Source organism: Paractinoplanes deccanensis, from assembly GCF_016862115.1.
Classification (GTDB): Bacteria; Actinomycetota; Actinomycetes; order Mycobacteriales; family Micromonosporaceae; genus Actinoplanes; species Actinoplanes deccanensis.
In genome coordinates this window covers 18,011-34,718 of record NZ_BOMI01000045.1, presented here as the reverse complement: position 1 = coordinate 34,718, position 16,708 = coordinate 18,011, and the positions used below count along the sequence as shown (strand labels likewise).

The window sequence follows — 16,708 nt, the reverse complement described above, 5'->3', positions numbered from 1 at the left end:
GGCGCGACGCGGATCAGCGCGGCACCAGATCATCGCGGCACAGACCGGCGCGACCCCAGACCAGCGCAACCCCAGACCAGCGCAACCCCAGACCAGGGCGCGATCTCAGCCCAGCGCGTCGAAGAGCACCTGCGGCGCAAACCCGAGCGCCACCGCCACCAGCGAAGCCGCGACCACGACGGCGCCCACTGCGCGGGACACAGGCAGCCGGGGATGGGTGGCCGCCTCCAGCAGGGCCGGGTCGGCGACCGCGATGCCCACCCTTTCCGGCGTCGCGTAGAGCAGCGCCGACGCCCGCACGTAATAGGCCAACCCGATCACCGCGTTGAGGGCGACCACTCCGGCCAGCCAGCCGTGGTTGTTGTCGATCAGGGCGTCCACCACCGTGACCTTGGCGAACAGGCCCGCCAGGCCGGGTGGGAGGCCGGCCAGGCCGGCGAAGGCCAGGACCAGGGAGGCGCCCAGCCACGGGGAGCGGCGGCCGGCTCCTCGGTAGGCGAGCAGGGGGCCGCCGTCGGCGCCGGGTGGGCGGAGGGCCACCACTACGGCGAAGGCGATGAGTTCCAGGACGACGAAGAAGACCGCGTACGCCGCCGCGGGGGCCACGCCGGGGGCGCCCAGGGCGAGGGCGGCCAGGATGTAGCCGGCCTGGGCGATCGAGGACCAGGCCAGCAGGCGGACCATGCGGGTCTGGCGGAGCGCGACGAGGTTGCCCACCGTCATGGTCAGGACGGCCAGGACGGCGGTGAGCGCGGCCGCGTCGAGGCGGGCGACGATCGCGGCCAGGGCCAGGACGCCGCCGAGCTTGGAGGCCGTGGACAGGTAGGCCGCGACCGGCAGCGGGGCGCCCTCGTACGTGGCGGGGGCCCAGGCGTGCAGCGGGACCGCGGCGACCTTGAAGGCCAGGCCGATGACCAGCAGTGCCACGCCGGCGTCGGCGACCGGGGCGAACGGGCCGGTCGCGTTCAGCAGGCGGTCGAGGTGCAGGGCGCCGGTCGCGGCGTAGTTGAGGGCGGCGCCGAGCAGGGCGATCGCCGTCGAGACCACGCTGATCAGGAAGAACGTGATGGACGCGGAGGCCGGCGCGGTGCTGACCTTTTCGCCGGGGGCGAAGCGGCGCAGGCCGACGAGCAGGTAGAGCGGCAGGGTGAGGGTTTCCACCCCGACGATCAGCGTGATCAGGTCGCCGGCGTAGCCGACGACGACGCCGCCGGTCATCGAGCTGGCGAGCAGGAAGCAGAACTCGCCCGTCGGCGCCGTGCCGAGACGCAGCGACGGGATGGACAGGCCGAGCACGCCGACGGTCAGGCCGGCGAAGACGACGGCGGCCACCGCGGCGAGCGGGCTCGGCACCCACGAGCAGGCGCCGCCGCCGGGGGCGCAGAAGGTGCCCGCCCGGGAGCCGCCGACGACGATCGCGCAGACGGCGGTGGCGATGCCGCCGGCGGTCAGCGCGCCGAGGACGACGCGGCGGCCGAAGAAGAGGTCGGCGAGCAGGACCAGCACCGCGGTGCCGGCCGCCGCGTAGAGAGGCAGCAGCGAGACGTGATCGACCGACTGGGCCGTCATGGCAGGGCTCCAGTCATCAGGGCTCCAGTCATGAGGGGACGCCGCCCGGAGAACGCCGTCATGGCAGGGCTCCCGTCACGAGCGCGGGCGCCAGGCCGACCGCCAGGATGAGCGCGGCGAGCGGTGCCCAGGCCAGCCATTCCCGCCCGGCGATGACCGGGGAGACCGGCGCGGCGGCGGGTCCGTGGGTCACGCGGCGGAGGAGCCTGAGGAAGTACGCCGCAGTGAGCGCGCCGCCGATCGCCGCGAGCACGGCGAGGGTCGTCCACAGGCCACCGCCTCGCTGGATCGCCGCGACCACGGCGAACGCCTCGCCCCAGAAGCCGGCGAGGCCGGGCAGCCCGAGCGACGCGATCGCGGCGAAGCCGAGGACGCCGGCCAGCCGCGGCGCTGTCTCGCGCAGGCCGCCGAGGTCGGCCAGCTCGCCGGTGTGCGCCCGGTCCTTGATCGCTCCGGCGAGGAAGAACAGCAGGCCGGTGATGAGACCGTGCGCGACGTTGCCGATCAGCGCGGCCTGGAGGCCGGTCGTGGTGAGCGTGGCGATGCCGAGCAGCACGAAGCCCATGTGGCCGACGCTGGAGTAGGCGATCAGCCGTTTGAGCTCGGTCTGCCGCAGGCAGATCAGCGAGCCGGCGACGATCGCGGCCGCGGCCAGGATGCCGAGCACGGGAGCGGCCTTCTCGGCGCCCTGCGGGGTCACGCCGACGGCCACCCGGATCAGGCCGTACGTGCCCATCTTGAGCAGCACGCCGGCGAGGATCACCGAGCCGACCGTGGGCGCCTGGGTGTGCGCGTCGGGCAGCCACGTGTGCAGCGGCCAGAGCGGCGCCTTCACCGCGAACGCGATGGCGAGCAGGGTGAACGCCGCGTACTGGGTGGTGCGGTCGAGCCCGGCGCCGCCGGTGAGCTCGCGCAGGTCGGCGGTGCCCGCGCTGACCGCGACGGTGACGACGCCGAGCAGCAGGAACACCGAGCCGAAGAGGGTGTAGAGCACGAACTTGCGAGCCGCGCGGCGGCGGTCGTCGCCTCCCCAGCCGGCGATCACGGCGTACATCGGGAGCAGGACGACCTCGAAGAAGAGGAAGAACAGGATCAGGTCGAACGACAGGAAGGTGCCGGCTATGCCGGCCTCGAGGACCAGCAGCAGGGCGATCAGCGCGCGGCCCGGGCCCTTGAGGCTGTACGCGGCGCAGAGCACCGTGAGCAGGCCGGTGAGCGCGACCAGCGGGTACGAGACGCCGTCGACGCCGAGGTGGAAGTCGAGGTGCAGCGCCGGAACCCAGGAGACGTCCACCTCGGTCCACGGGCGCAGCGCGCCGGGGCTCGCCGTGTACGCCGTCCAGCCGGCCTGCCGCGCGAACGGCAGCAGGATGATCGGCAGCAGCGTGACGGCGGCGAAGGCGGTGCCGGTGATCCGCGCGGCCCGGTCGAGCCGAGCGGGGAAGACGGCGACGACGCCGGCGCCGACGGCCGGCAGCAGGACGACGGCGACCAGCGCGACCTGGTAGATCGTCATGCGACACCGCCGAACCAGACGGCCACGGCGCCGAGCAGCAGGGCGCCGGCGAGCACGGCAACGGCGGCGGTCGGCAGCGGCACCCGGTGAGCCATCGCGAGCACCTCGCCGGCCCCGGTGGTGCCGGTGCCCGTGCCCTCGACCGCGGCGTCGACCACCCTTTCGTCGGTGGCGGTGACGACCTTGGCGAGCGCGCGTACCGGACGTACCACTGCCCTGTCCTGAAGGGTGTCGAGGTGGAAACCGTTGGCGAACACGTGCCGGGCCGGGCCGAGCGCCTCGGCGGGATCGACGCCGGGGACCGCACGCCAGAGCCACCACGCGGCGCCCGCCCCGGCCGCGAGCAGCACGAGCGGCAGGACGATCGCGACGTCCAGGTGGGGATCGTCGAGTTCGAGGGCGGTACGGAAGCCCGGCGCGTACGCGGCGAGGCCGAGCAGCGCAGCGGGGACCGCGAGCAGCAGGATCGGCCAGCGCATCGCCCCTGGCGGGTCGTGCGGCGTGGCCGGCGCGGTGTAACGGGCGTCGTCGAAGCCGATCTCCCAGTCGGGCCCGTCCGGGCCGTGCGCACGCGAGATGCCGAAGAACGCGCAGAGCAGCAGCCGCGTCGCGTACCAGGCGGTGATCAGCACGGCGAGGAGCGCGGCGAGCCAGACCACCCAGGCCACCCACACCGGCGCGGTCTCGCCGCCCTCGGTGGCGTGCGCGGCGGCCGTCAGCACGTTCTCCTTCGACCAGAAACCGGCGAGAGGGGGCACGCCGGCGAGCGCGCCCAGGCCCACGGCGAACGACCAGAAGGTCACCGGCATGTGCTCGCGCAGCCCGCCCATGCGGGACAGGTAGTTGGTGCCGACCGCGTGGATCACCGCGCCCGCGGCGAGGAACAGCAGCGCCTTGAACGCGGCGTGGGTGAGCAGGTGGAACAGCGCGGCGGCGGGCGAGCCGACGGCGAGGGCGCCGGTCATGTAGCCGATCTGGCTCACCGTCGACCAGGCGAGGACCCTTTTCAGGTCGTCCTGCGCGGTGGCGCTGAGCGCGCCGAGCAGGATGGTGACCGCGGCCATCACGCCGAGCACCGCGAGCGCGGCGGGCGAGCGGTCGAAGAGCGGATAGAGCCGGAAGACCAGGTAGACGCCGGCGGCGACCATCGTGGCGGCGTGGATCAGCGCGGAGATCGGGGTGGGGCCGGCCATCGCGTCGGGCAGCCATGTATGCAGCGGGAACTGCGCGCTCTTGCCGGCGACCCCGGCGAGGATCAGCAACAGGGCGGCGGTGAGCGTGCCGGTCGAGTAGTCGTGCGCGAGCAGGGCGGCGATCCGCGAGGTGCCCGCGTCCACGATCAGCAGGGCGACGCCGAGCAGGAAACCGACGTCGCCGACGCGGGTGACCAGGAACGCCTTCACCGCGGCGGCGGGCGCCTCGGGCAGGCGGCGGTCGTGGCCGATCAGCAGGTAGGAGCAGGCGCCCATCACCTCCCAGCCGATCAGCGTGCCGATCAGGTCGCTCGACGTGACGACCAGCAGCATCGCGCCGGTGAAGAGGCTGACCTGAGCGGCGTACGGGGCATAGCGCGGATCGTCGTGCAGGTAGGCGACCGAGTAGATCTGCACGCAGAGCGCGACGACCGCGACGGCGAGCGCCACGTACAGCGCGGCCATGCCCGCCGAGAAGCCGAACGTCAGCTCGACGGACCCGAGGGTCACCCAGTGTGTGCTCGCCTCGACGGGCTTGTGCGCGAAGAGCAACAGGCCGAGCGTCACGAGCAGTGCGGCGGCGGCGCCGACTATACCGAGCGTGGCGGCCGGCCGGCGTCGCTCGCCGTCACCCGGCGGCAGCAACAGACCGATCAGACCCAGCAGCAGCGGTACGCCGGGGATCAGCGCGACGATCACCGGGCCTCCTGCTCTTCGTGCTCGTGCAGCGGAACCTCGTCGAGCACCACGGCGCGGCGCAGGCGGTAGTACTGGAGCACGATGGCGAGGCCCACGCCCACCTCGGCGGCCGCGATCACGATGACGAAGAGCGCGAAGATCGCACCGGCCTTCGGCTCGGGCGCGGGATAGGCCCAGGCCTCCGGTTGCACGCCGGACAGCGTCGACTTGATCGAGGCATCCGCCGCCACGAGGATCAGGTTGACCGCGTTGAGCATGAGCTCCACGGCCATCAGGACCAGGATCGCGTTGCGCCTGCGCAGCACGCCGTAGACGCCCAGGGCGAAGAGCAGGGCCGCGATGACGTACGGGATGACGGCGTGCATCAGGCGTCGTCCCCCTCGTCCTTGCCCGGCGTTCTCGGCGGCAGGGCCTTCGGCGGCGCGGTGTCTTTCGGCGGGAGGGCCTTCGGTGGCGCCGGGGGCAGCGCCGGCTGTTCGTCGTCGGGGATCGGCTCGCCCACCGTGTTCTCGACGCGGCGCGGGCCGGTCTCCGGCGCGGGCGGATCCTCGCCGCCGAGGGCCGGGCCGGCCTCGCGGGCGCGGAAGACGACGTTGCGCGCCTGCTCCCGGAGCACGTCGTCGCGGGTGGGCTCGGCCGGCTCGCCGCCGCTCTCCTCGGCCGCGGCCTGGTTCGCGGCGGCGGCCTCGGCGGCGTGCTGCGCCCGCACCCGGGCCTGTGCGGCGGCCTGCCGGGCGGCGATGCGCTCCAGGCGGGCCACCACCTCGGCGGACTCGCCGGTCGGGCTCGGCGGCGCGACGACGTCGGCGCCCTCCGGTCCGGGGCGGGCGCCGATGTCCGGGCGGGAGAGGACGATCGCGCCGACCAGGGCGGCCAGCAACAGGATCGAGAGCACCTCGAACGGGAGCACCCAGGCGCCGAAGATCTGCTCGCCGACCCGGCGGCCGGTGCCCGGCGGCGGCAGGTCGTACCGGGTCCAGCGGAACGCGTCCAGGAGCAGCACGGACAGGCCCAGGCCGACACCGGCGCCGATCAGCGCGGCGGGACCGGCGGGACGGTCGAGGTCGGGCGACGGGCCGATCGGGGCGCGGGTGAGCATCACGGCGAACAGCAGCAGCACGACGACGGCGCCGACGTAGACGAGCACCTGCACCCACGCGACCAGCTCGGCGCCGAGCACCAGGTAGAGGCCGGCGACCGCGCCGAGGCTCACCACCAGGTAGAAGCCGGCACGGACCAGGTGGGCGCTGGTGACGACGAGGGCGCCGGAGCCGACCGCGATCACGCCGAGAGCCAGCATCAGCGCGTCCGCGACGGTCACTTGTCCGGCTCCGGGTTCTCCGGTGCCGGCTCGGCCCGGGACGCGGGGGCGGGGCGTTGTGCGGTTGGGGACGCGCTCCGGCGTACAGACGGCCTTGCGGTCTTGGCGGCAGTGGCCGCACCCGGGCCCGCGGCCTTGCGTTCCGCCGTGGCCTCCTCCTTCGACGGCTCGCCGAGCACGTCGTGCGCGGGCGGCGGAGGCACCGTGCGCATCCACTCGCCCAGCCGGTCCTTGTCGTGCAGCAGGTCGAGGACGTCGACCTCGGAGTATTCGAACTCGGGCGTCCAGTGCAGCGCGTCGAAGGGGCAGACCTCGATGCAGATGCCGCAGTACATGCAGAGCGAGAAGTCGATGTCGAACCGGTCGAGCACGTTGCGCTGCCGCGCGCGGGCGGCCCCCGGGACGACGACCTCCTCCTTGTGCGAGTCGATGTAGATGCACCAGTCCGGACACTCGCGGGCGCAGAGCATGCAGACGGTGCAGTTCTCCTCGAGCAGCGCGATCACGCCCCGGCTCCGCGGCGGCAGATCGGGCTCGACATCGGGATACTGCTGGGTGGTGGACCGCCTGGTCATCGTCTTGAGGGTGACCGCGAGCCCTTGGACCAGGCCCTTGCCGGGCGTGCCGCGCTCCCCGTCGTCACTCACAAAGAGACATCCTGCCCCGTCCGGCCGAGTGACGCGAGCACACCCCCATCAGATCTTCCGGTACGGTCCTCCGCGACGCTCCCGGAGAGGCCGGCATGACCTGGACTTCGCGCGATCTCGAGACCTTTCCTGAGGACGACGCTGTGGAACACCGCCACGCCGGCCTCGTTCGAGTGACACGACCGACTTCCTGGAGCGCCGCATGATCGACGCGATGAGCGGGCTGCCGCCCGAAGATAGCTGGACTACAGATGATCTGGACCTGAGGCCGGACGATGGCGTGCGTCGTGAGTTGCTCGATGGAGTGCTTCTCGTCCGCCCCTGCCCCACCGACGTCCATCAGATCGTGGCCATGCGCCTCATGGTCGCCTTGGAAGAATCTTGTCCGGCTACCTATCAGGCGACGCAGGGTGTGGAGGAGCCCTGGCCGATCCGGATTCCGGTGAAGCGGCTCGCTCCGCGCTATCTCTGAGCTACGTGAGGACCTTGACCGCGGCGGTCAGGACCAACTGGGCCAGGGCCACCGGCACGAGGACCAGCCAGCAGAGACGTTGCAGCTGGTCCTCGCGCAGGCGGGGATAGCTGACGCGCAGCCAGATGATGACGAACGAGACGGCGAAGATCTTGACCAGGGTCCAGAGCCAGCCGAGCTGATCTGCGAAGGGGCCGTGCCAGCCGCCGAGGAACAGGACCGTGGTCAGGGCGGCGATGACGACGATGCCGACGTACTCGGCCAGCAGGAAGAACGCGAAGCGCAGGCCGGTGTATTCGGTCATGTAGCCGAAGACCAGCTCGGAGTCGGCGATCGGCATGTCGAACGGCGGGCGGCGGATCTCGGCGAGGCCGGCGACGAAGAAGACGAGGGCGGCGGGGGCCTGCCAGAGCAGCCACCACGGCCGCCACGCCTCGACGATGCCGGGCAGGCTGAGCGTGCCGGCGGCCATGGCGACGCTGGCCGCGGCGAGCACCAGCGGAAGCTCGTAGCCGAGCAGCTGGGCCGCGCCCCGCAGGCCGCCCAGCAGGCTGTATTTGTTGGCCGAGGCCCACGCGGACATGAGGACGGCGAGCACGCCGACGCCGAGCACGGCCAGCACGAAGAACAGGCCCACGTCGAGGGCCTGGGCGACGAGACCGCCCGGCCCGAGCGGGATCACGAGCAGGACCAGCAGGTACGGGAAGAGGGCCACGATCGGCGCCAGCCGGAAGACCCGGCGGTCCGCGTCGCGCGGCGTGATGTCCTCCTTCTGGACGAACTTCACGCCGTCGGCGACCAGTTGCGCCCAGCCGTGGTAGCCGCCCGCGTACATCGGGCCGAGGCGACCCTGCATGTGTGCCATGACCTTGTGTTCGGTCTGGCCCACGACGAGCGGCAGCACGAGGAAGCCGGCCACGACGGCCAGCACCCGGATGGCGAGGTCGAGCCAGATCGGCATCAGTCGCCCGTGCCCTCGTCGGGGAGCGCTCCGCCGCCGCGGACCGCCGGCGCGGCCTTCGGGCCCCACTGATTCGGATCGGGCACGCCCGGCGGGCGCATCGGGGCGCGCTTCGCCGTGCCGGCCTCGGACTCGCCCGGCTCCTTGGCGCCCGGCCATGCCTTGGCGACCCGGCTGGCCAGCACGAACTCCTTGCGCAGCGGATGCCCCTCGAAGCCCGGGGGCAACAGCAGCGGGCGCAGGCCCGGGTGGCGGGCGAAGGAGATGCCGAACATCTCGTACGTCTCCCGCTCGTGCCAGGCGGCGCCGGCGAAGAGCTCCACGACCGACTCGATGACCGGCTCGTCGCGCGGGACCAGGGTGCGCAGCAGCAGGGCGTGCCGGCGGCGGGTCGAATAGAGGTGGGCGACGACGCGGAACCCGTCGTCACCCTCGTCGACGGCGGAGAGCCAGTCGAAGAAGTCGCAGCCGAGGGCGCCGTTGTGCTTGGCCGTGCCGACCGCCTCCCACCAGCGGGCGACGGGCACGTCGACGACGGCGCGCTCGTGGCCGGGGCCGCCACCGGAGAGGCCGGCGACGATCTCGCCCGGAGGCGCGTCCGGGGAGTCGTCCGTCAGCAGCGCCACGAGCCGCTCGCCGACCTCTTCAGGCGTCATGGCGCCCATCCTATGGGTGCTTCCACGGCCCGGGGAGGAGCCCGCTGCTTCCGGCGGCCGTTGCCTCTGGCGCCCGAGCCTCTGGCGGCCGCTGCTACAGGCCGGGGAGACGTCCGTTGCGGAAGACGTCGACGAAGTCCTGGTGGTCCTCGCGGGCCTGGTCGCCGTAGCGGTGGGCGAACTCGACCAGGTGGCGCACGAATCCGGCCTCGTCCTTGTCGACGGCGGCGACGATCGCCTCCTCGGTGGAGAAGTCGACCAGATCGTGGCTGGACTCGTCGTCGGCGACCGAGTGCATGCGGGCGACGGCCCGGCCCAGGTCGGCGAGGACGCCGGTGAGCTCCTCGGGCTCGTTGACGTCGGCCCAGTCGAGGTCGGCCGCGTACGGCGAGACCTCGGCGACGAGCTGGCCGACACCGTCCAGCGTGGTCCAGCCGACCCACGGGTCGGCGTGCGCCTGGAGGGCGTGCTGCGACTCGGCGGTGCGATGCCCCTGGTGCTGGAAGTACGAGCGGACGCGCTCGTCGTCGATCCAGCGCGCGACGGCGGGCACCTGGGCCTGCTTCATGTAGATGACGACGTCGTTCTCGAGCGCCTGGGTGTGGCCCTCGAGCAGCAGGTTGTAGCTGGGCAGGCCGGCCGAGCCGATGCCGACGCCCTTGCGCAGCTTGATGTCCTTGATGTGCGTGGACACCGGCCGGGTCGCCCGCGGCAGCGTGGTCAGGTATTGCTCGAAGGCCTCCTTGACCATGGCGTCGGTGGCCTCGTCGGTCTCGAAGACGCCGTCGAGCAGCGCGAACCGGCGCTCGTAGTCGTCGATCACAGTCTGCGTGTTGAGCAGGTCGACCCGGGTGTTGAGGCGCGCCTCCTGGAGCACCCGGCGCAGCACGCCGTCCGCGTTGTCCAGGGTGATCGAGCCGATCGCGTCGTCGCCGCCGTTCGCGATGGCCCGCAGCTCGGTGAGGTAGGAGCGCGCGAACGTCGTCACCAGGTCGGTGATGTTGTCGTCGGAGAGCGCCTTCTGGTAGCCGATGAGCGCCACGCTCGCGGCGAAGCGCTTCAGATCCCAGGAGAACGGCCCGACGTACGCCTCGTCGAAGTCGTTGACGTTGAAGACGAGCTGGCCGGACGAGTTCATGTAGGTGCCGAAGTTCTCGGCGTGCAGGTCGCCGTGGATCCAGACGCGGCTGGTGCGCTCGTCGAGGAACCGGTCGTCGGCGTAGCCGCTCGAGAGGTCCGCGTAGAAGAGCGAGGCGCTACCGCGGTAGAACGCGAAAGGCGAGGCGGCCATCTTGCGGAACTTGCGCCGGAACGCGGCCGGATCGACCGCTATCAAAGCGCCGAATTCCCTGGTCAGAACTTCGATGATGAAGTCCGCGCGGTGATCGGTCATACCTGCGGAGACTAGTCCCCACTTGCACCCGGCGGGGTCACGATCGGAGCGCTGAGTGACGCGACGTCCCGCGGCGCGGTCACTGCTGGCGCGCTGAGCGACGCGACGTCCCGCGGAGCGGCCAGCGGATCGGGGCGCGCGACGCCACCCGGCCCGGCCTGCTCGGCGGCGATCTTCTCCTGGAGCCGCAGAATGCCGTGCAGCAGCGCCTCGGGCCGCGGCGGGCACCCCGGCACGTAGACGTCGACCGGGATCAGCTGATCGACCCCCTTGGTCACCGAGTAGGAGTCCCAGTAGGGCCCACCGCAGTTGGCGCACGACCCGAACGAGATGACGTACTTCGGCTCGGGCATCTGGTCGTAAAGCCGCTTGATCGCCGGCGCCATCTTGTCGGTGACGGTCCCCGAGACCACCATCAGATCGGCCTGCCGCGGCCCGTGCGCGAACGGGATGACGCCCATCCGCATGAAGTCGTGGCGGCTCATGCTCGACGCGATGAACTCGATCGCGCAGCAGGCCAGCCCGAAGTTGAAAACCCAGAGCGAATAACGCCGCCCCCAGTTCAACACGAACTTGATGGGCTCTCCGAGAACACCTGGCAGACCGGCCACAGCCTCAACCTACCTCCTGCCCCGCCGGGGCGGGACGTTGGAGCAGGCTGAGGAAGCAGGTCAGCAGCGCCTCGCGCAGCGCCGGCGGCGCCGCGTTGAGCAGGGTGTTGACGGCGGCCATCCGGCTGAAGTCGCCACCGCCGAGGCCCAGCGTCTCGGCCAGGCCGGCGATCAGGCCGGGGGTGATCTGCTCGGGCGTCAGGGTGGCGGCGGCCTCGAGCAAGGGCGCGGGCAGGGCCACGGGACCGGCGGCCCGGGCGGCGGCAACCGCGTCGGCCAGGTCGGCGGCGAAGCCGGGAGCCGTGGCCCGGACCGAGGCCGTAACGGTCAGGTGGATGGTGGGAGGCATGCCGGCATACGCCATCTGGGGCTGGGTGTGCCAGCCCCGGGCGGCCAGCTCATCGGCCAGAACAAAGAGGTCGACGGCGGTTGGGGCGGCTGTGGCCGGCGCGGCGTCGGAGGTCAGGCAGACGACTGTGGTCTCGGGTGGGGCGGCCAGGCGCAGGCCGGGGGTGGCCGTGACGGCGTCGGCCAGGAGGGTGACGGCCTCGCGGGTCTCGGCGGCGAGCTCGAGGTAGCCGGCGTCGCCGATGTGGCGGAGGGTGGCGAGTGCGGCGGCGATGGGGCCGCCGGAGCGGGTGGACGAGATGATCGGGTTGATCATCGTGTAGCCGGGCCAGCCCGCGTACGCGAAGTATTGCGGGAGGCGCAGGGCCTCGTCGCGGTGCAGCAGGATCGAGACGCCCTTTGGCGCGTAGGCGTATTTGTGCAGGTCGACCGAGATGCTGGTGACGCCGGGGACCGAGAAGTCGAAGGCGGGCAGGCCGGCTCCGAGGCGGCGCAGGTAGGGCAGCACCCAGCCGCCGAAGCAGGCGTCCACGTGGAAGCGCACGCCCCGCTCGGCGCAGACGGCCGCGATCGCCGGAATCGGGTCGACCACACCATGGGCGTAGGAGGGCGCCGAGGCGGCGACCAGCACGGTGTCGGGGCCGATCGCCTCGGCGAGCGCGGCGGGGCCGGCTCGCAGGTCGGCGCCGACCGGGACGACGTCGAGGGCGACGCGCAGGTAGTGCGCCGCCTTGGCGAACGCGGCGTGCGCGGTGGACGGGACCACCAGGCGCGGGGCCGTCACGTCGGGCCGGGAGTCGCGTGCCGCCTTGACCGCCAGGATCAGCGACTCGGTGCCGCCGCTGGTGACGCTGCCGACCGTGCGCTCGTCGCCGCCGAGCAGGCCGGCCGCGGCGCCGACCAGGGCGTTTTCCATCGCCAGCAGCGACGGAAAGGCCGTGGGGTCGAGGCCGTTGACATGCGCGGAGATCGCGTGGGCCGCGCGGGCCAGCTCGTCGAGGCCGTCGAGCGCCGGATCGTAGACATAGGCGAACAGGCGGCCGCCATGAGTCGGCAGATCGGCCGACCGCAGCTGCTGGAGCTCGGCGAGGATCTGGTCACCGGGGACGCCCTTGGCGGGCAGGGCCTCGAACATGCCGCTGACGGTAGTCCACGGTCGACGGCGGGATAAGCGACGAAGGTATGCCCCGGACCCCTACCGAAGTATCTACCGCCCGATGTCCCGGTAAGCGCGTAATAGGGGGACCGCAACGGCGACCAGCACGGCCGGCACCACGGTGAACCCGAGCAACACGCCCAGCCTGGCCGTGTCGTCCTGGGCGGCGGCCTCGCCCGTCGACGACGAGACATATCCGAAGACTTGGAGGACCAATGCGTACAAGCCCGGGCCCAGCGCCAGACCGAGCGTCTCACCAGCCGTCCAGAGGCCCGTGAAGACGCCGGCCTGCCTCTTGCCCGTGCGCTCGGTGTCGTGGGCGATGCAGTCGGGAAGCATGGCCATCGCGAAGACCTGCTGACCCGCGTAACCGACGCCGATCACCGCGACGATCAGGTAGATGGGCGCCGGCGGCAGGGCCGGCGCGGCGAGCAGCGCGAGCGCGCCCACCGCGAAGAGCAGCGACCCGGCGATCAGCGAGCGCAGCTTGCCGTGACGGCGGCCGATGCGCGTCCACAGTGGCATGACGAGCAGCGCCGGCCCGACGAAGGCGGCGAAGAGAAAGGTGGCGCCGGAGTCGCGGACGACGACGTGGTCGGCGAAGTACTGCACGCCGGCGAGCATCGTGCCGATCCCGACGGCCTGCACCACCCAGCAGAGGAGCAGCGCGCGGAAGGGGCGGTTCGCCGCCGCGACCCGCAACTGCGTGCGCAGGTCGGGCTCGGCCGCCGCAGCGGTGCGGGTGGCGGCTCCGCGCGTACCGAAATAGACGCCGAACGTGCCCACGACGATGAGGAGGCCGACGAAGATGCCGGACCACCGATGGCCGGTCAGTCCCCCACCGGTCTGTTCCACCACCAGCGGGGCGAGCGCGCCCGAGATCAGGATGGCCAGGGCGAGCACCGCGACCCGCCACGTCATCAGCCGGGTTCGCTCGCCGTAGCCGTCGGTCAGCTCGGCCGGCATCGCGACGTAGGGCACCTGAAAGAAGGCGTAGGCGGTGGCGGCCGCGAGGAAGGCGACGGCGACGTACGCGCCGGCGCCGGCCCCGCTGCGCACCGGGCCGGCGAAGATCGCGGCGAAGAGCACGCCCAGGATCAGGCCCGCCACCAGTAGGAAGGGCCGGCGGTCGCCGCTGCGGTCGGAGATGCGGCCGGCGACCGGGTTGACCAGGACGTCCCACGCCTTCGGCACCAGGACGAGCAGGCCCGCGACGCCAGCCGCCACACCTAACGTATCGGTCAGATAGGGAAGGAGGAGCAAACCAGGCACGGTGCCGAACGCGCCGGTCACCAGCGATCCCAGCGAATATCCGGCCAAAACCCGACGAGACAGGGCGGGCACCGGCCGTACGTCGGGGGTGGGACCCGCTGTCGTCATGACCGCGGATGGTAACCACGATCATGCGCTTAGCTCTACGCTTCGCGGGATGAAAAGGATTCCTGCCGGAGTCGCCGCGAGCCATCCGGCGACCGCCGGGGCCGGGATGCGGATCCTGCGCGAGGGAGGCACGGCGGCGGACGCCGCGGTCGCGGCCGTGCTCGCCTGCTGCGTGGCCGAGACCATCTACACCGGACTCGGCGGCGGCGGGTTCGCCACCTACTTCGACGCGGGCAGCGGGGAGGTCACGTGCCTCGACTTCTTCGTGTCGGTGCCGGGCACGGACGGCGATCGCGAGGCCGGTCCGATGCTCGCGGTGGACGTGTTCTTCGGCGGGATGCCGCAGGTCTACTCGATCGGCGGGGCGAGCGTCGCGGTGCCCGGCGTGCCGGCGGGCTGCGGCGAGGTGCACCGGCGGTGGGGGCGGTTGCCGTGGGCCGACGTGGTGGCGCCGGCGGCCGAGCTCGCGCACAGCGGGGTGAGGGTGCCCGCGGCGCACGCGCAGACGCTCGACGCCTGCGCGCCGGCTCTGGCCTGGGGTGAGGGGGCAGCGGTCTACATGCCCGGCGGGCGCCGGCTCCAGGCCGGCGACCTGCTGCGCCACGACGGGCTCGGCGCGGCGCTGGAGAGGCTGGCGGGCGCCGGGCCGGAGATCTTCTACACCGGCGAGTACGCGGCGCTCATGGTCGACACGGTGCGGGCGGCCGGTGGGAGCCTCGGGCCTCGGGACCTGGCCGACTACCGGGTGCTGGAGACGCCGGTCGATCACGCGATGCTGGCCGGTCACCGGGTGCGGGCGCGGCACGATCTCAATCGGACGGTCGACACGATCGCGGGGCTGCCGGAGGATCTCGCCCAGCCGGGGCGCGCTGTCGGGGTGGCCACCGCGCTGCGCGATCAGGGGCGGCAGAAGATCGGCGACACGACGAACGTCTCGGTGGTGGACGCCGAGGGGAACGCCTGCGTCGTCACCACGACGCTGGGGCTCGGGTCGGGGGTGTGGCTGCCGGGGCTCGGCATCAACCTCAACTCGATGCTGGGCGAGGGCGAGCTGATCACCGCCGACCTGACGCCGGGGCGGCGGATGTCGTCGAACATGTGCCCGCTCGTGGTGATCGACCCGGACGGGGAGCTGGCGGTGGCGGCCGGGTCGGCGGGCGCCTCGCGGATCCGGACGGCGCTGATCAGCACACTGCTGGGGGTGCTGGTCGACGGCCTCGACATGGCCGGCGCCATCGGGCGGCCACGGTTCCACGTCGTCGACGACACCGTGCACGCGGAGCCGGGGTGCCGCCGCGACGAGCTGGCGGCGCTCGCCGCCGCCGGGTTCCGCATCCGGCACTGGCCCGGCTTCAACCACTACTTCGGCGGCGTGACCGCGGTGGGCCAGGCCGGCGCCGCCGGCGACCCTCGCCGCGACGGCGTCGGCCTGCTCCTCTGAGGGACCGCGCCCGCGCGAGATACGGCAGAGGCGCCGCGCGGGAAGTGAGGAAGGCAAGGGCAACGAGGGACGCGCCGCGGCAAACGAGGCCGCGGCGCGCGGGAAGTAACGCAAGCAGCGTGGGAGATGCGGAGGCGCCGCGGGAAGTAACAGCAGCACCGCGCGGGAGACGCAAAGGCGCCGCGGAAAGTAACAGCAGCACCGCGCGGGAGACGCAAAGGCGCCGCGGGAAGTAACGGCAGCGCCACGCCGGAGAAGCGAAGGCGCCGCGCGGGTCGGGCGCGGCGCCGCGTCGTTGTGCGGGGCGAAAGGGTGGAGGCTCACATCGTTCGGGAGGCGATGGCCTTTGCGTCGGCTGCTGTCTCGCGGATGCCGGTCTCAAGAGGGGTCGGGGTGAGGCCGAAGGTGCGCTCGGTCAGCGTGCTGTCCAGGTGGAACGGGCCGTAGAACTGGTAGTCCATCTCGGCGAGCTCGCGGCTCATCGGGTGGACCAGGCCGGCCGTGCGCATCAGGAAGCGCGGCATCTTGTGCAGGGTGAGCCGGGGCTTGCCGGTCAGGTCGCAGTATCGGTCGGCCAGCTCGCGGATGGTGATCGCGGGGGCCGTCGGCGCGTGCCACGCCTTGCCCCAGGCTCGGGAGTCGCCGGCCAGCGTGACCATCGTGGTGGCCATGTCGCCGGTGTAGGTGAAGCTGTGCGGCTGGTCCGGGTCGCCCGGCACCCACACGGACGTGCTGCCCTTGTCGATCGCGGGGAGCAGCACCGAGGAGAAGACGCCGACCGCGCCCGCGCCGATGTAGTCGGAGCCGCGCACCTCGACGGTCCGGACGCCGCCGGCCAGGGCGTCGCGCCACATCTTGATGCGGACCTTGCCCTTGCGGCCGACCGCGGCCATCGGGGTGCTCTCGTCCATGTGGCCGCCGGGCTGCGGCCCGTACACATAGAGGTTTCCGGTGATCACGTAGACCGCGCCGGCCGCCTTGCTTGCGGCAATCATCGCGTCGTTCATCGGGAACCAGAGCTTCTCCCACTCCGTGTAGCGGGGGTTCGCGCAGTTGTAGAGCGCCTCGGCGCCCTCGGTGAGCTCCGTCAGGCGGCGCGCGTCGGAGGCGTCCGCGGCGATCCGCTCGATCAGCGGGTGCGACGGGCCGCCGCCGCTGCGGGTGACCATGCGGACCGTGTCACCGCGGTCGGCGAGGAGGCGGGCGACGGAGGAGCCGATCGGGCCGGAACCGACGACGACGTGAGACGACATAGCTGTTCTCCTTTGCGAGCACTGCTCTCTGTCGAGGACAACGATTGCACGAGCGACGCTCGAAAGCAAGAGCACCGCTCTCGTTATGGCAC

General features: G+C 72.4%; 14 protein-coding genes and 1 pseudogene. 2 read left to right on the top strand and 13 right to left on the bottom strand.

Annotation, left to right across the window (positions count from 1 at the left end):
* Nucleotides 1-105: 105 nt before the first annotated feature.
* The 6 genes and pseudogenes from Ade02nite_RS13045 to Ade02nite_RS13020 all read right to left on the bottom strand — a co-directional run bounded on the left by Ade02nite_RS13045 (nt 106) and on the right by Ade02nite_RS13020 (nt 6,945).
* A complete protein-coding gene (locus tag Ade02nite_RS13045; protein ID WP_203761880.1) occupies nt 106-1,569 on the bottom strand; it encodes an NADH-quinone oxidoreductase subunit N in 1,464 nt (487 codons plus the stop codon).
* Between the two features lie 58 nt (nt 1,570-1,627).
* A complete protein-coding gene (locus Ade02nite_RS13040) occupies nt 1,628-3,085 on the bottom strand; it encodes a complex I subunit 4 family protein (protein ID WP_203761879.1) in 1,458 nt (485 codons plus the stop codon).
* Complete coding sequence (locus tag Ade02nite_RS13035; protein WP_203761878.1) at nt 3,082-4,977, bottom strand: NADH-quinone oxidoreductase subunit 5 family protein; 1,896 nt, start codon at nt 4,975-4,977, stop codon at nt 3,082-3,084. Before Ade02nite_RS13035 ends, Ade02nite_RS13040 begins: the two co-directional genes overlap by 4 nt.
* Nucleotides 4,974-5,342, bottom strand: coding sequence for an NADH-quinone oxidoreductase subunit NuoK (gene nuoK / locus Ade02nite_RS13030; protein WP_203761877.1), 369 nt, complete (start codon nt 5,340-5,342; stop codon nt 4,974-4,976). The genes Ade02nite_RS13035 and nuoK overlap by 4 nt, the downstream gene beginning before the upstream one ends.
* A gap of 445 nt (nt 5,343-5,787) precedes the next feature.
* Nucleotides 5,788-6,298, bottom strand: a pseudogene (locus tag Ade02nite_RS13025) (NADH-quinone oxidoreductase subunit J family protein); the annotation flags it as partial.
* A complete protein-coding gene (locus Ade02nite_RS13020) occupies nt 6,295-6,945 on the bottom strand; it encodes a NuoI/complex I 23 kDa subunit family protein (protein WP_203761876.1) in 651 nt (216 codons plus the stop codon). The gene Ade02nite_RS13020 and the pseudogene Ade02nite_RS13025, both read right to left, overlap by 4 nt.
* Nucleotides 6,946-7,147: 202 nt before the next feature.
* Here Ade02nite_RS13020 and Ade02nite_RS13015 point away from each other — a divergent pair, with 202 nt between their 5' ends.
* Nucleotides 7,148-7,417, top strand: coding sequence for a hypothetical protein (locus Ade02nite_RS13015; RefSeq protein ID WP_203761875.1), 270 nt, complete (start codon nt 7,148-7,150; stop codon nt 7,415-7,417).
* Between the two features lies 1 nt (nt 7,418).
* On the opposite strand, the gene nuoH is transcribed toward Ade02nite_RS13015, so the two are convergent.
* The 6 genes from nuoH to Ade02nite_RS12985 form a co-directional block, all read right to left on the bottom strand.
* A complete protein-coding gene (nuoH, locus tag Ade02nite_RS13010) occupies nt 7,419-8,378 on the bottom strand; it encodes an NADH-quinone oxidoreductase subunit NuoH (RefSeq protein WP_203761874.1) in 960 nt (319 codons plus the stop codon).
* Nucleotides 8,378-9,034: an NADH-quinone oxidoreductase subunit C gene (locus tag Ade02nite_RS13005; RefSeq protein WP_203761873.1), complete on the bottom strand. Its 657-nt coding sequence runs from the start codon at nt 9,032-9,034 to the stop codon at nt 8,378-8,380. The genes nuoH and Ade02nite_RS13005 overlap by 1 nt, the downstream gene beginning before the upstream one ends.
* Nucleotides 9,035-9,128: 94 nt before the next feature.
* Complete coding sequence (locus Ade02nite_RS13000; RefSeq protein ID WP_203761872.1) at nt 9,129-10,427, bottom strand: DUF2252 domain-containing protein; 1,299 nt, start codon at nt 10,425-10,427, stop codon at nt 9,129-9,131.
* An 11-nt stretch (nt 10,428-10,438) separates the two neighbouring features.
* The gene (locus tag Ade02nite_RS12995) at nt 10,439-11,038 is read right to left on the bottom strand and encodes an NADH-quinone oxidoreductase subunit B (RefSeq protein ID WP_203761871.1); all 600 of its coding nucleotides are present in this window, start codon (nt 11,036-11,038) and stop codon (nt 10,439-10,441) included.
* 4 nt (nt 11,039-11,042) lie between these two features.
* Nucleotides 11,043-12,521: a pyridoxal phosphate-dependent decarboxylase family protein gene (locus Ade02nite_RS12990; protein WP_203761870.1), complete on the bottom strand. Its 1,479-nt coding sequence runs from the start codon at nt 12,519-12,521 to the stop codon at nt 11,043-11,045.
* A 72-nt stretch (nt 12,522-12,593) separates the two neighbouring features.
* Nucleotides 12,594-13,922, bottom strand: a complete 1,329-nt coding sequence (locus Ade02nite_RS12985; RefSeq protein WP_203761869.1) for an MFS transporter — start codon at nt 13,920-13,922, stop codon at nt 12,594-12,596.
* Nucleotides 13,923-13,971: 49 nt separating this feature from the next.
* Here Ade02nite_RS12985 and Ade02nite_RS12980 point away from each other — a divergent pair, with 49 nt between their 5' ends.
* A complete protein-coding gene (locus Ade02nite_RS12980) occupies nt 13,972-15,363 on the top strand; it encodes a gamma-glutamyltransferase (protein ID WP_203761868.1) in 1,392 nt (463 codons plus the stop codon).
* A 320-nt stretch (nt 15,364-15,683) separates the two neighbouring features.
* Here the strand turns inward: Ade02nite_RS12980 and Ade02nite_RS12975 are convergent, their stop codons facing one another.
* Nucleotides 15,684-16,616, bottom strand: coding sequence for an NAD-dependent epimerase/dehydratase family protein (locus tag Ade02nite_RS12975; RefSeq protein WP_203761867.1), 933 nt, complete (start codon nt 16,614-16,616; stop codon nt 15,684-15,686).
* Nucleotides 16,617-16,708: the final 92 nt, after the last annotated feature.